Here is a 13129-nt window from a genome sequence, read left to right on the forward strand (position 1 = left end):
GCCACGGCGTCACCCGGCGCGCCGTCGCCCGCCGCGCCCGTCGCCATCGAGACTGGCACGGCCGGGGGCCGGGATCAATGAGCCCGGCCCCCGGCCGTTTCGGGTCTCCCGCCTACACCACGGCTCCGGTGCCCTCCCGGCGGGCGCGCGGCCGGGGCGCCTCGGGCGGCGGCTGCTCGTTGAGCCGTTCGAGCTCGATCGCCAGCGGGCCGGCCACGAACGACGAGGACGCCGTGCCGACCACGATGCCGATGATGAGCGCGAGGGCGAAGTCACGCAGGGTGTCGCCGCCGAAGACGGCCAGCGCGACGAGGATGAACAGGGCGCCGAGCCCGGTGTTGACCGTGCGGGGGACGGTCTGCAGGATCGCGGAGTTGACGACGTCGGCGAAGCGGTCCCGCCGCCGGGCCTGCCACAGCTCCCTGACCCGGTCGAAGACCACCACCTTGTCGTTGATGGAGTAGCCGACGACGGTGAGCATGGCGGCCAGGAAGACCCCGTCGATGGGTTTGCCCAGCCAGGCGAAGACACCGACGACCGCGGCGGTGTCCACGGCGAGGGCGATGACGGCGGCGGTGCCGAACGTCCAGCGGAACCTGACCGCCAGGTACAGCAGCTGGGCCGCCAGCGCCACGGCGAGCGCGATGACCGCGTTGCGGCGCAGCTCCTCGCCCAGGCTGGGGCCGATGAGCTCGTCGCGCTGCTTGGTCACCTCGCCGGCGTCGCGGTCCAGCGCCCGCTCGATTCCGGCCACGTCGTCGGCGCTGATCTGGCCGGTGCGTATGGAGATCGTGGTGCCGGAGGTGTGCACGACCGCAGCCGGGTGCCCGGCTTCGGCCACGGCCTGCCGGGCCGTCTCGGTGTTCACCGGTGCGGCAGAGGTGAACTCGACGAGCCGGCCGCCGGTGAACTCGATGCCGAGGTTCAGGCCGTGCAGGAGCGGTCCGGTGACGGCGAGGACCAAAGCGGTGGCGGCCAGGGCCAGCCAGAGTCTGCCGCGGGCCATGAGGCGCGGTTCGCGGCGGGTGATCCAGGTCCGGACCCGGCCCTGGGTGGCCAGCCCGGACAGCCGGGGGCCGACCCTGCCGATGATCGGGTGGGCCAGGACGCGGGTGATGAGCATCGCCGAGATCAGCGAGGCCAGCACGCCGATGGCCAGGGTGACGCCGAAACCGCGCACCGGCCCGGAGGCCAGCCAGAACAGCAGCCCGGCGGCCAGCAGCGTGGTGATGTTGGAGTCGGCGATGGCGCTCCAGGCGTTCTTGAACCCCGCGTTCAGAGCCGCGCGCAGGCCGCGTCTCGGCGCGCGGGCGTACTCCTCGCGGGCCCGTTCGAACACCAGCACGTTGGCGTCGACCGCCATGCCGATGGCCAGCACGAATCCGGCCAGGCCGGGCAGTGTGAGCGTCGCGCCGAACGCCAGCAGCGCGGCGTAGGAGATGAGGCCGTAGGTGACGAGCGCGATGGCGGCCAGCAGCCCGGACAGCCGGTAGACGGTGACGATGAACAGCGCGGTGAGCAGGACGCCGGCGATGGCCGCTTCGGCGCTGGCCTCGATGGCCTCGGCGCCGAGGGTGGGGCCGACGGTGCGCTGCTCGATCAGGGCGAGGGGGACGGGCAGGGCGCCGCCCTTGATGAGCACCGCCAGGTCCTGCGCCTGCTGGTGGGTGAAGGAGCCGGTGATCTGGGTGGACCCGCCCGCGATGCCGGTACGGCAGGGCACGGTCGTGTCGACCTGGGGTGAGGAGATGATCTCCTTGTCCAGCACGATCGCGACGCGGCGCCGGTCGTCGCCCGGGTCGTGGCAGGCGGCCTCGCCGGTCAGCCGCTGCCAGGCGGCGGCGTCGCGGAAGTCGACGGTGACGAACCAGGCCGGTCCCTGCTGGAGGTCGTTGCGGGCGGAGGCGTCGCTCACCCCGTCCCCGGTGATCGTGGCGGGGCCGAGCCGCAGCCGCCGCCCGGACTCGTCGGCCAGGACCTGCCCGTCCCCGGCCGCCCCGGAGCCTGGGTCGGCGCTGGGGTCGGCGCTGGGGCCGGCGCTGGGGCTGGGGCTGGGGTCGGGGTCGGCCTGGCCGAGCACCGGGTGGAAGGTGAGCTGCGCCGTCCTGCCGATGACCTGGGCGGCCTGGCGCGGGTCGAGCACGCCGGGCAGTTCGACGATGATCCGCCGCTCGCCGGAGCGGACCAGGGTGGGATCGACCACGCCGAGCGCGTCGGCGCGGCGGCGCAGCACGTCCAGGGCGCGGTCGGTGGCCTCGGCGTCGGCCTTGGCGGTGGGGGAGTCCCGGGTCTCGAAGACCAGCTGGGTGCCGCCACGCAGGTCCAGGCCCAGGCGTGGCGATTTGGTGACGGTGAGTAATACGGCGATGGCGACGATGACGAACGCCGCCACCGCGCGCCACAGGGGCGCACGTGACATGGAAGCCTCCACGGGCTGTCGGGGAAAAGAGACGTCAGCGCGTCGTGGAGGGCGGTGCGCGGGCCGGGGCCCGGCGCGGGCGCGGCAGCGGCGCCGCCGGAGCGGGGCCGGCCGCGATGCCGGCCGGCCGCAGAGCGCCGCCCGGTTCCCAGACGGGCGGCAGGACGGCAGGCCACGCCGGCGGGGCGGGCGTGCCACGGGCGGGGTGCAGGCGCGGCAGAACCGGGTCCGCCCCGGCGTGGACGGCCGGATCCGCCGCGGCATGGAGGGCCGGGCCGCTCCACCAGGCCACCGGCGCCGCGTCGGCGGGCCGGTGGGCGTCACCGGGAGGCGGCAGGAGAACGAACGCCGACAGCAACAGGAGCAGGACGGCGGGCAGTCTGCTGCGCACGTCTCCTCCTGGCCGTCGGAAAGAAAAACGGAAAGAAAAAAGGGGGGTGTCGCGGCCACCGTACCCCGGCGCGTGCCCGCCCGCACCCGCGGTCCACGCGGCGGCCTCAGGAGAGGAGGATTCGGCGGACCGTGCCCGCCCGCACCCCCGCGGTGCACGCCGGAACGGAGCCGCAACGAATGGACATGCCTTTTCGCACCGTCTGGGCTATGGTCGGCCTCATGACCAGGCCACGGCGCAGCACAGCGGGCGGGTCCGTCGCGGCCGTCGCCGTGATGGGCCTGGTTCTGCTGTCCCTGCTGCTGTCCGGCTCGCCCGGCGCCTGGAACGGCGGGGAGCCCGCCCACCGGGCAGGGCAGTCGTCCGGCCCGGTGTGGGGCGCGGGCACGTGGGACGACGCGCCCGCGAGCCTGCCGCCGCAGGCCGCCGGAGCCCGTGAGCACCACGTCCTGTCGCTGTGGCCGTCGCGCGGCGAGCGGCAGCAGGACGCCGCTCACCTGGCGCTGCTGCCGTCGCCGGGCCCGGACGCGGACCTGATCCGTGATCCGCAGCAGTTCGCGCACCGCATCGCGGGGTCGCGCAGCCCGCCGGCCCGGGCTTCCTCGATCTAGGTCCCGTCCCGCGGCTCTCCGCCGCGGCCGCCCGGACCGGTTCCGCCGGTCGCGGCCGCCGTCAGCCGCGGGCTCCGCCCCGAGGCCGCGCCCGCGGGACACGTCCGGGGCTGCGCCTTCGCCGCCTACGCCGCCTTCGCCGTCCTGCCCTGCGGGGCGCCGTACGGCCGGCGCGCGGCGCGGCGGAGAGCCGCGGGACGGGACCTGGTCGCCGCCTTTCGTTCATCCGGTGTCTTCGGCCGCTCACGCCGCGGGGACCCGGCGCAGCGCGCGCCGGGCTCCCTCGCCGCCTGCCGCGGGGCCGAGACGCCGCCGTGGCCCCCGCCCGTGAGCGGGGTGAGCCTGCTTTCGGGCACACGCTAGGAGCGATCACCGCCATGGCCGATGTCAGATCAGCCCACACCCATCCGCAGCACCGCGAACAGCCCCCGGCCCGGCCGGAGGAGGGCGGCGGGCTGCCACACGACCGGCTCGCCACCGCCGTTCCGCGGTCCCGCGCGGCGGCGGGCCGGGAACCGGCGGACACCCACACCCCGGGGATCACCGGCGGCGCCTCCGATGAGCCCCCCGCCCGCCGGGGCTTCGTGGCGCTCGACGTGGGCACCGCGCGCACCCGGTCGGTGTCGTCGGGCGGGTGCGCCATCGCCGACCGGCCGTCGGCGGTCGTCGGCCGGCCGTCCGGCGTCCCGGGCCCGGTGCGGCCCGTCCGGCACGGCGTGGTCGCCGACCCGGCGGCCTACCTGCGGCTGGTCCGGCTGGTGCTGCTGGAGGCCCGCTGGTCGGGTGCCTGGCCGCCGGAGCGGGTACTGACCGGCGTGCCGGTGGCGGCGACGCCGGACGACCGGCGGGTGGTCAGCGCCGCGGTCGCCGAGGTCGCCGGATGCGAGGCCACGCTGGTGGAGGGGCCGCTGGCCGCGGCCGTCGGCGCCGGGCTGGACGTCACCGGTCCCCGGCCGTGCCTGCTGCTGGACGTGGGGGCGGGTCTCGTCGAGGCCGTCGTCATCGACGGCGGTGTCATCACCGACGCCGCCGTCCTCCAGCTGAGCGCCACGACCGGCACCGGTCTGCCGTTCTACGCGCTGGACGGCGTCGTCGACATGACGGCCGGTCTGCTGCGGCGGCTGCCCGGCCGCCTGCGCTCGGCCGGCCTGGTCGTCACCGGCGGAGGCGCCCGGCAGGAACGGCTGCTGGAGCGCCTGCGCGCCGCGCTGCGGGTGCCGGTCGGCGCGGCGCCCGAACCCGAGCACGCCACGATCCGCGGCCTGGTGAGCCTGTGCCCGCAGCCGGCCCCGGCGGCCCGGACCACCGCCCGCGGCCGCTGACGGCCTCGGTGCCCGTCGTCACCCTCCACGGCTCCTTGAGCCTCTTCACCCCGATCATCACCGTCTGCGGCAGCTGGGCCGCTTCGGTGCCCGTTGTCACCAGGAAGGAACCCGTACCATGACCGACATCCGCCCGAAGCCCCACCTCAGCGGCATCCAGCTGCAGGCGCTCCGTCAGGACCTGCAGGAGCAGCTGGAACGGCGCACCCGTCAGCTGGTCGGCCTGCAGGCCGAGGCGGAGGACGGCACCGGCGCCGACGGCACCTGGCAGGAGCTGCTGGCCTCCATGACCGCCGCCGACCGCGCCGTCGCCGAGCTCACCCGGGCCCTGGAGCGGCTGGAGGACGGCGCCTACGGCCGCTGCGCCCACTGCGAGGCGGGCATCCCGTTCGAGAGGCTCAAGATCCGGCCGCTGGCCCGTTACTGCGTCGCCTGCCAGCGCCTGCACGAGGCCGCCTAGCGCGTGGGCCGGGTGGGGGCCGCGCGTGGCGGCCCCCACCCGGCGGCGCGGTGGTCCGGCGTGGCCGCCGGGACGGACCGGCGCGGCCCGTGCCCCCGCGCCCGCCGTACACGCGGTGCGGGTGCCCGGCCGGGTCGCGGCCGGTCCGGGTCCGGTCCGGGCGGCCCGCACGGGGCTGCCGCGGGACGAAGCTGCGGGACAATGGGGCCATGCGCGCGAGCCGTCTGCTGTCACTGCTGCTGCTTCTGCAGACCCGGGGACGGATGACGGCCACCGAGCTGGCCCGGGAGCTGGAGGTGTCGGTCCGCACCGTCTACCGGGACGTGGAGGCGCTGTCGTCGGCCGGGGTGCCGGTGTACTCCGACCGCGGCCCGGCCGGCGGCTACCGGCTGCTGGACGGATACCGCACCCGCCTCAACGGCCTGACCGCCGAGGAGGCCTCTTCGCTGTTCCTGGCCGCGCTGCCCGGGCCCGCCACCCAGCTGGGGCTGGGGGAGGTGGCCGCCAACGCCGAGCTGAAGCTGCTGGCGGCGCTGCCGCCGGAGCCGCGCTCGCACGCCACCCGGATGCGTGAGCGCTTCCACCTGGACGTGCCCGGCTGGTACCGCGGCGCCGACGAGGCGCCCTTTCTGACTGAGGTCTCCGAGGCGGTGTGGGACCAGCGGCCGCTGCGGATGACCTACCGCCGCTGGGGGCCGCGCGACGTCGAGCGGGTGGCCGAGCCGTACGGGCTGGTCCTCAAGGGCGGGTCGTGGTACATGGTGGCCGCCGTCGGCGGGGGAGAGCCGCGCACCTACCGGGTGTCGCGGATCGTCAGCGCCGAGGTGCTCGGCGGGCGGTTCGAACGGCCCGCCGGGTTCGACCTGGCCGCCTACTGGGAGCGCTACGCCGCCGACTTCCGCCGCCGGATGTACACCGCCGAGGCGGTGGTGCGGGTGGCGCCGGGCATGGAGGGCCTGCTGCGCTACACCGTCGGCGACGACGCCGCCGACGTCGCGCTGGCCGGCGCGGGCGAGCCGGACGAGCGCGGCTGGGCGGTGGTGCGCCTGCCGATCGAGTCGGTCCGGCACGCCCGCTGGCTGCTGCTGCGCCTGGGCACCGACATCGAGGTGCTGGAGCCGCCGGAGCTGCGGGCCCTGATGGCCGAGACGGCCGCCGCGCTCGTCACCCTGTACGGCGAGGCGGGCGGCTGACCGGTCGCCCGCGCCGGTCACGGCCGTGACCGGCGCGGCGGCTCCGTGCGCCGGAGCCGCCGCCGGACGAGATGCGTTCCGCGCGGATGTTCAGGTGGACCGCGCGTCGCGGCTACGTCCCCGCTAGTCCCCGGCCATCACGGTGAAGGCGAACCCGGTGCTCGTCGGGCGGTGCAGCGGGACGTCGCACTTGATCCGGCGCAGCACCTCGCTCCTGCTGAGGCCGAGCCCGTGCGCGATGAGCCGCTCCGGGCGCACCGGCACCGGATCCGCGAAGACGACCTCCACCCGGACCGGCCACGCCCCGCCGGGCCATGCCGGCGGGGCGTCCAGCCGCCAGGCCCCCCTCCAGTCCAGGGTGAAGCGGTTGCGCCGGGCGAGCAGCGGATCCAGCAGCCTGGAGGCCACCAGCTCCGAATCGTTGGCGTGGTAGCCGTCGAGCTCGGCCGGATCGAAGGATCTGACCGGCGCCCGATCGTGCACGGTGAGCTTGCTCGTCCGGCCGCAGGACACGCAGCGGACCAGCAGCCACACGTCCAGCAGCTTGCCGTTGGCGTTGACGCGGAACCTGCCCTCGCCGGTGGTGGCCGACTCCGACCGGCAGTCCACGCACCGCAACGACAGCAGAGGCAGCCTGGTCCGGCGGACGACCCAGGGCAGCACGATATGAGGTTGTGAAGACATGATCTCTCTAGACCTGACACGAGGCCGATTACGCGCGACCTCAAACGCTGTATGACCGGGCGCACGAGGGCAGCCCGGCGGAGCCGGCGGCAGCGCCGGCTTGAAGGTGAGCGGAAGAAGGTGTCAGGTCTGAAGAGCAGGCGGGGTCACGCGGTTCTGTCCTCTGTTCCTCACTGTGACGGGGCCGCAGGCACCCTACGGGAACGCGGAGGAGCCCTCAAACGGTTTTCCGAAGGCGCCGGCCGCCCGCCGTGCCGCTCGGGGAGGCGACGTCGCCCCCCCCCCCCCCCCGAGCCGGCGGTAAGGCGATCAGCGGCCGTGGACGTTGACGGCCATGCCGCTCAGGTGCCCCTCCTCGGCGATGTTCAGCAGGGTGCTCGCCGCGTCGGCCCGGGTCAGGGCGCGCGGCTTGGCGAGCGGTCCGCGGCGGATCGCGACCGCTCCGGTGGCGGGCCGGTCGGTGAGCCGGGTCAGCCGGACGATGGTCCAGTCCAGGTCGCTGGCGCTCACGGCCCGTTCCAGGTCGCGGGCGTCGGCGTAGGGGGTGGCCAGCAGGCGGTGCAGCAGCCACATGAGCAGGTAGGGCTTGCGGGCGACGATCGGGTAGGGGGTGGTGGTGATCAGCCGCCGGGCCCCCGTCCCGGTCATGGCCTGGATGATGGTGCGGGTGGCCTGGGCGGCGCGGTGCGGGTCGCGGCCGTCGCCGCCGTTGATGATGGAGATCACCGCGTCCGCGCCCGCCACGGCCGCGCGCATTTTCTCCGGGTCGCGGCCGTCTCCTTCGACGACGGCGTGCGGTCGTGCTCGCAGGGCGGCGGCGTCGCGGGTGAAGGCGGTGACCCGGTGGCCGCGGCGCAGCGCCTCGGTGAGGACGTGGCGGCCGGTGCGGCCGGTGGAGCCGATGAGGGTGAGGTTCACGGCTCCACCGTCCGGGTGATCGAATGGACGCGGTGGATCCGTCCGTCGGGGGCGAGCCGGGCGAACGGATGGACCTCGACCCGCAGGGTCCTGTCCTTTCCGGTCAGGACGGTCATGGTGTGGCGGGCGGCGGCCCGGTCGCCGTCGAGGAGTGTCTCGTGGAGCCGGATGTCCGGCTCGCGAGCGTTCCTGCGGGCCGGGCCGGTGTGGTCGATCAGCCGTCGGCGGTCGAGGATGATGCCGTCGTTGTGGTGTTCGAGGTCGGGGGTGTGGCAGCGGTCCACGATCGTGGCCGGGTCTTCGTGGCTGAAGGCCGGTTCGTGCGGCAGGTGGGTCGGGAAGGCGTGGAAGTCGGGCATCAGGCCACCTCGAATGTGCTTGTCGTGGTCATGTCCTTGGGCTCGGGGCCGCGATGGTGCGGGGCGTGGTGGGTGGCGGGCCGGTCGGCGATGGCGACGATCAGGATGGTCAGGATGAAAGCGGCCAACGCCGTCAGGGTGCGCAGGGTATGGAACAGTTCCCATCGTTGGAAGACCTGGGCGTAGCCCTCCGGGATCGGGCCGGCGGCCCATTCCCGGAAACGCGCATGCAGCGGGATGTTGCCGAACACGGTGATCAGCAGTGAGGTCAGCGCCAGCGCGCCGGCGCCGAGCGCCATCCGGCGGGTCCGGCCGCGGCCGGCGATCGCCAGGCCGAAGGTGGTGAGGACGGCCAGCGCCATCGCGCTCTGCATGACCGGCTCGTTGACCTTCATCATCGTGGTGTGGAAGGTCAGGCGCACATCCAGTGGAACGGCCCCGAACGTGGGGATCACGTTGGCCGCGCCGTATCCGAACGCGCCCGCGAGCAGCCCGGTGGCCAGCAGCGCCGCCCCGTGGATGTACCTGGCTGGGGTTCTCATGACCGGTAATCGTCGTCCGGCCGGGGTTCGGCCGCGTCCTGCCCGCGGAGTCATCCGCCTTACTCCTCCGCCCCGCTCCCGCCGGGATCGGCGGCCGGACGGGCTACGACGCCGGGGGTAGCCCGCGATACGCCTCTCGGTGGTCGCGTGATGTCCGCCGCGGAGGGGGAGGGGCGGACATGTCGCTCCTGCCGGTTCCGGACGCTGCGCAGCGCCCGGCGGAGGAGAACGATCGCCGGAGTAGAGGTCAGGATGTGGCCGCTACGTGCGGCACGATGGATTCCATGCCGAAGACCTCAGCGCGACTGCTGGCCCTGCTCTCGCTGCTCCAGACGCGCCGGGACTGGCCGGGGGCGTTGCTGGCCGAGCGGCTGGAGGTCAGCCCGCGCACCGTGCGCCGTGACATCGACCGGCTGCGGGAGCTCGGCTATCCCATCGCGACGTTCAAGGGACCCGACGGCGGGTACCGGCTGGACTCCGGCACGCGGCTGCCCCCGCTGCTGTTCGACGACGAGCAGGCCGTCGCCCTGGCCGTCGCGCTGCGGACCGCCGTCACCGGCGGCGCCGGCATCGAGGAGGCCGCGGCCCGCGCGTTGACCACCGTACGGCAGGTCATGCCCGCGCGGCTGCGCCACCGGATCGACACCCTCCAGGTCACCGCCGTCGAGCGGCCCGAGTCCCGGCCGGCCCCGCAGGCCGGCCATGAATTGATCATGGTGCTCGGCGCCGCCGTCCACGCCCGCGAGGTGCTGCGCTTCGACTACGGTCCGCAGTCATCGCTGCGGCGGGCGGAGCCCCACCACCTCGTCACGTGGGGCGGGCGCTGGTACCTCGTCGCCTGGGACCTCGACCGCGAGGACTGGCGCACCTTCCGTGCCGACCGGATCGTCCCGCGCCTCCCGGCCGGGCCCCGCTTCGCCCCGCGTGAGCTGCCCGGGGGAACGGTGACCGCCTTCGTGACCGGCAGGTTCCTGGGCGCAGACGGCTCCGGCGGCTCCGGAGGCCGGCCCTGCCGCGGCGAGGTGATCCTCGGCCTGCCCGCCGCCGAGGTGTCCCCCTATGTCCGCGACGGGGTCGTCGAGGAGCTCGGTCCGGACCGTTGCCGGCTCGTCCTGGGCTCGTGGTCGTGGACCGGCCTGGCCTCCGCCGTCGGCAGGTTCGACGCCGACATCGAGGTCGTCGGCCCGGCCGAGCTCAAGGACGCCTTCGCGCGCCTGGCCCGCCGCTTCGCCGCCGCCTCCGCGTAGTGCGGCCCGGTCCCGGGGCCGGCTCGCTCACCGTCCCCGAGGGGGCGTCGCCGTTCCGGCGAGCGGCGCACCTCACGGACAGGGCGGCCGGACAGCCCGGCCCGGGAGCGGAACGGAAGAAGCGACGATCACCGCGCCGGGCGGTGCGTCTCAGGTCACCAGGCCCCTGCGGTAGGCGTAGACCACCGCCTGCACGCGGTCACGCAGGTCGAGCTTGGTGAGGATGCGCGACACGTACGTCTTGACGGTCTCCTGGCTGATCACCAGCGTCGCGGCGATCTCGCTGTTGGACCGGCCGTCGGCGATGAGGCGCAGCACCTCCAGCTCGCGCGGGGTCAGCGCGGTCTCGTCCGGCGCGGTCCGGGCGGGGCGGATCCGCGCCGCGTACCTGCCGACGAGCTGCCGCGTCACCTCGGGCGCCAGCAGCGCGGCGCCCGTCGCGACGGTGCGGATGCCGTGCAGGAGCTGCGCCGGCGGGGCGTCCTTGAGCAGGAACCCGCTCGCCCCCGCGCGCAGCGCCTCGTACACGTACTCGTCCAGGTTGAACGTCGTCACCACGAGCACCTTGATCGGGCTCTCGACCCCGGCGCCGGCCAGCAGGCGGGTGGCCTCGATGCCGTCGAGCACCGGCATCCGCACGTCCATCACCACGATGTCGGGGCTCAGCCGGCGGGCGAGGTCGACCGCGGCGCGGCCGTCGCCGCACTCGCCCACCACCTCCAGGTCCGGCTGCGCGTCGATGATCGTGGCGAAGCCGGTGCGGATCAGCGCCTGGTCGTCGCAGACCAGGACCCGGATCGGCGCGCTCACGACGGGCTGCCCGCGGGGATGCGGGCCCGCACCACGAAGCCGCCACCCGCCTTCCGGTCGGCGCTGAACTCGCCGCCCAGGGCGTCCACCCGCTCGCGGAGCCCGGCCAGGCCCCGTCCGCTCCCGCCGGGGGAGACGGCCCTGGAGCCGGGGCCGCCGGTGCTGACCTCCACGCTGATCTCCTTCTCGCTGTAGCGCACCCGGACCACGGTCGGGCTGCCGTGGGCGTATTTGAGGGCGTTCGTCAGGGCCTCCTGGACGACCCTATAGGTCACGAACTCGGCGCTGCCCGCCGATTCCGCGGGGCTGCCCTCCTCGGTGAACTCCACCGGCTGCCCGGCCTGGCGGGTCTGCTCCACGAGGGCGTGCAGCTCCCCGGCGGAGGGCATGCCGACGTCGGTGTCGTGATCGGCCTTGAGCAGGTCGAGCATGTGACGCAGGTCGGTGATGGCCCGCCGGCCGGTGTCGGTGACGGCGCTCAGCGTCGCGTCGAGGCGGTCGGGGACGGCGGTCAGGTAGCGCGCGGCCTCGGCCTGCACGACCATCGCCGTCACATGGTGCGTCACGACGTCGTGGAGCTCGCGGGCGATCCGGGTGCGTTCGGCGGCGCGGGTGGCCTCGGCGACGTGGCGGCGGTGCTCCGCCTCGGCGGCGCGGGTGGAGCGCAGCCAGGCCCCGATGCCCCACGCCAGGGCCAGGGCCAGGTAGAACACCACGTAACCCTCCACCTTCTCGGCCGCGCCGAGCCGGCCGAGCGTGAACGCCAGCTGCACGTACGCCAGGGAGAGGAGGGCCACGGTGACGCGCCGGTGGCGCTCCAGATGGGCGCCCGCGCTGATGAGCGCGATGGGCATCGCGTTGCTCGCCAGCACGTGGTAGGCGTGGAACTGGTCGATGGCGAAGCCGAGCGACACCAGGGCCAGGCACACGGCCGGCCACCGCCGGCGCACGGCGAGCGGAAGGCACTCCAGGGCGATCACCACGAACGCCAGCGCGTCGAAGGGGCGGGTCGGCAGGTCGCCGACCTGCGTCCCCTTGCCGTAGAGTGCCGGCAGGAGCGAGGCGACGGCCAGCAGCAGCCCGAACGGCAGGTCCCGGACCACGATGTCGCACCGCCGCCACAGGTCCGTGGCCCGCCGTAGATCGATCACTGGGGGAGCGTAGCGGTCGCGCCACGCCGGAACGGGACCACGTTGCCGCGCCGGCGGGCCAGCCACATGAACACGACCGTCAGCAGCAGGCCGAACACCACCGCGTACAGGCTCCCCTCCGGCCCGAACCCGCCGCCCGTGAGCAGGGCGGGGCCCGACGTCACGCCGTGCAGCAGCCCCTGCGTCGCGCCGTTGCCCGAGACCTCGGTGCCGAAGATGCCGGCCGCCGCGAAGTTCCAGCCGAAGTGCAGGCCGATCGGCACCCACAGGGTGCGGGTGGCGGCGTAGGCGGCGGCGAGCATGCCGCCCGCCTCGATCGCGATGGCGATCGCGCCCCACAGGTCGGCGTGCGGGTTGAACAGGTGCGACAGGCCGAACAGCAGGCCGGTCAGCGCCAGAGCCGGCCATGTCCCCGTGCGTTCCTCGACGATCCTGAACAGGATGCCGCGGAAGAGCAGCTCCTCCGTCACAGCGGCGGCGGCCATGAAGCCGAGCAGCCCGAGCGCGCCCGCCGGTGAGCCCTGGCCGTCGACCCGGTAGCCGCCCACGAGAGCGATGTTCACGATGACGGCCGTGAACAGCGCGGCACCGATCAACGTCCCCCGTGCGATGGCGCGGGCGGCGCCTTTCGCCGCCACCTCAACCGGTGCGCGGCGCTCGGACCACCGCACCACCCGGGCGTACACGAGCACCGCGAGCACGGCCGTCGCGACGCCGAGGAGCAGGGTGAGGAGCGGGTTCCCCTGCACCGCGCCCACGATCGCGCCGCCGGCGAAGGCGACCAGCGCGACGGGAACGAGCTGTTTCAACAACCGCATGACGATTTTCCTTACGTGGGGGCTCCGCGGCGGGGCTCCGCCGCTACGCAGGGAAACGCTAGGGATCCGGCGGTCCGGAGTCGTCCCCGTGCGGTGGACATTCGCGGGTGGCTCGCACGGGGGACAGGCGCACCTGCGGCTCGCCGTACGGCGCCGCCGTGGATGACGTGCGCCTTCCGGCGGCGCCCGCACCGCGCGGCGGAG

Annotated in this window: 14 protein-coding genes; 5 read left to right on the top strand and 9 right to left on the bottom strand. The window is 74.7% G+C overall.

Annotated features, from left to right (window positions below; genetic code table 11):
* Nucleotides 1–112 precede the first annotated feature (112 nt).
* Both secD and HDA43_RS32970 read right to left on the bottom strand, forming a co-directional pair.
* Nucleotides 113–2419 (bottom strand): protein translocase subunit SecD, encoded by a 2307-nt coding sequence (gene secD / locus HDA43_RS32965; RefSeq protein ID WP_179828550.1) that lies wholly within the window; start codon nucleotides 2417–2419, stop codon nucleotides 113–115.
* Between the two features lie 34 nt (nucleotides 2420–2453).
* A complete protein-coding gene (locus HDA43_RS32970) occupies nucleotides 2454–2810 on the bottom strand; it encodes a hypothetical protein (protein WP_179828551.1) in 357 nt (118 codons plus the stop codon).
* 221 nt (nucleotides 2811–3031) lie between these two features.
* On the opposite strand from HDA43_RS32970, the gene HDA43_RS32975 reads away from it, so the two are divergent.
* The 4 genes from HDA43_RS32975 (at nucleotide 3032) to HDA43_RS32990 (ending at nucleotide 6396) form a co-directional block, all read left to right on the top strand.
* Complete coding sequence (locus tag HDA43_RS32975; protein ID WP_179828553.1) at nucleotides 3032–3421, top strand: hypothetical protein; 390 nt, start codon at nucleotides 3032–3034, stop codon at nucleotides 3419–3421.
* Nucleotides 3422–3798: 377 nt separating this feature from the next.
* On the top strand, nucleotides 3799–4743 hold the full coding sequence (locus tag HDA43_RS32980) for a rod shape-determining protein (protein ID WP_179828555.1): 945 nt from the start codon (nucleotides 3799–3801) through the stop codon (nucleotides 4741–4743).
* A gap of 118 nt (nucleotides 4744–4861) precedes the next feature.
* The gene (locus tag HDA43_RS32985; protein WP_179828557.1) at nucleotides 4862–5203 is read left to right on the top strand and encodes a TraR/DksA family transcriptional regulator; all 342 of its coding nucleotides are present in this window, start codon (nucleotides 4862–4864) and stop codon (nucleotides 5201–5203) included.
* A 209-nt stretch (nucleotides 5204–5412) separates the two neighbouring features.
* A complete protein-coding gene (locus HDA43_RS32990) occupies nucleotides 5413–6396 on the top strand; it encodes a helix-turn-helix transcriptional regulator (protein ID WP_179828559.1) in 984 nt (327 codons plus the stop codon).
* Between the two features lie 123 nt (nucleotides 6397–6519).
* On the opposite strand, the gene HDA43_RS32995 is transcribed toward HDA43_RS32990, so the two are convergent.
* From HDA43_RS32995 to HDA43_RS33010, 4 genes are all read right to left on the bottom strand, one after another.
* Entirely contained in the window at nucleotides 6520–7059 is a 540-nt protein-coding gene (locus HDA43_RS32995) for a DUF1062 domain-containing protein (RefSeq protein WP_312873658.1), read from the bottom strand.
* Nucleotides 7060–7389: 330 nt separating this feature from the next.
* Nucleotides 7390–7998: an NAD(P)-dependent oxidoreductase gene (locus tag HDA43_RS33000; protein WP_179828562.1), complete on the bottom strand. Its 609-nt coding sequence runs from the start codon at nucleotides 7996–7998 to the stop codon at nucleotides 7390–7392.
* Nucleotides 7995–8357 (bottom strand): nuclear transport factor 2 family protein, encoded by a 363-nt coding sequence (locus HDA43_RS33005; protein WP_179828564.1) that lies wholly within the window; start codon nucleotides 8355–8357, stop codon nucleotides 7995–7997. The genes HDA43_RS33000 and HDA43_RS33005 overlap by 4 nt, the downstream gene beginning before the upstream one ends.
* Nucleotides 8357–8899: an anthrone oxygenase family protein gene (locus tag HDA43_RS33010; RefSeq protein WP_179828566.1), complete on the bottom strand. Its 543-nt coding sequence runs from the start codon at nucleotides 8897–8899 to the stop codon at nucleotides 8357–8359. Before HDA43_RS33010 ends, HDA43_RS33005 begins: the two co-directional genes overlap by 1 nt.
* Nucleotides 8900–9183: 284 nt before the next feature.
* Here HDA43_RS33010 and HDA43_RS33015 point away from each other — a divergent pair, with 284 nt between their 5' ends.
* Nucleotides 9184–10146, top strand: a complete 963-nt coding sequence (locus tag HDA43_RS33015) for a helix-turn-helix transcriptional regulator (protein ID WP_179828568.1) — start codon at nucleotides 9184–9186, stop codon at nucleotides 10144–10146.
* Between the two features lie 150 nt (nucleotides 10147–10296).
* Here the strand turns inward: HDA43_RS33015 and HDA43_RS33020 are convergent, their stop codons facing one another.
* Genes HDA43_RS33020 through HDA43_RS33030 form a run of 3 tightly spaced genes read right to left on the bottom strand, consistent with a single transcriptional unit; the run spans nucleotide 10297 to nucleotide 12925 of the window.
* Nucleotides 10297–10956: a response regulator gene (locus HDA43_RS33020; RefSeq protein ID WP_179828570.1), complete on the bottom strand. Its 660-nt coding sequence runs from the start codon at nucleotides 10954–10956 to the stop codon at nucleotides 10297–10299.
* Nucleotides 10953–12107, bottom strand: a complete 1155-nt coding sequence (locus HDA43_RS33025) for a sensor histidine kinase (RefSeq protein ID WP_179828571.1) — start codon at nucleotides 12105–12107, stop codon at nucleotides 10953–10955. Before HDA43_RS33025 ends, HDA43_RS33020 begins: the two co-directional genes overlap by 4 nt.
* On the bottom strand, nucleotides 12104–12925 hold the full coding sequence (locus HDA43_RS33030; RefSeq protein WP_179828573.1) for a CPBP family intramembrane glutamic endopeptidase: 822 nt from the start codon (nucleotides 12923–12925) through the stop codon (nucleotides 12104–12106). The genes HDA43_RS33025 and HDA43_RS33030 overlap by 4 nt, the downstream gene beginning before the upstream one ends.
* Nucleotides 12926–13129: the final 204 nt, after the last annotated feature.

Origin of the sequence: Streptosporangium sandarakinum, from assembly GCF_013409935.1 — a bacterium.
Lineage (GTDB): Bacteria > Actinomycetota > Actinomycetes > Streptosporangiales > Streptosporangiaceae > Streptosporangium > Streptosporangium nondiastaticum.

Coding starts and splice junctions, on each gene's coding strand:
- secD (WP_179828550.1), bottom strand. CDS start 2,419: ATGTCACGTGCGCCCCTGTGGCGCGCGGTGGCGGCGTTCGTCATCGTC.
- HDA43_RS32975 (WP_179828553.1), top strand. CDS start 3,032: ATGACCAGGCCACGGCGCAGCACAGCGGGCGGGTCCGTCGCGGCCGTC.
- HDA43_RS32980 (WP_179828555.1), top strand. CDS start 3,799: ATGGCCGATGTCAGATCAGCCCACACCCATCCGCAGCACCGCGAACAG.
- HDA43_RS32985 (WP_179828557.1), top strand. CDS start 4,862: ATGACCGACATCCGCCCGAAGCCCCACCTCAGCGGCATCCAGCTGCAG.
- HDA43_RS32990 (WP_179828559.1), top strand. CDS start 5,413: ATGCGCGCGAGCCGTCTGCTGTCACTGCTGCTGCTTCTGCAGACCCGG.
- HDA43_RS33005 (WP_179828564.1), bottom strand. CDS start 8,357: ATGCCCGACTTCCACGCCTTCCCGACCCACCTGCCGCACGAACCGGCC.
- HDA43_RS33010 (WP_179828566.1), bottom strand. CDS start 8,899: ATGAGAACCCCAGCCAGGTACATCCACGGGGCGGCGCTGCTGGCCACC.
- HDA43_RS33015 (WP_179828568.1), top strand. CDS start 9,184: ATGCCGAAGACCTCAGCGCGACTGCTGGCCCTGCTCTCGCTGCTCCAG.
- HDA43_RS33030 (WP_179828573.1), bottom strand. CDS start 12,925: ATGCGGTTGTTGAAACAGCTCGTTCCCGTCGCGCTGGTCGCCTTCGCC.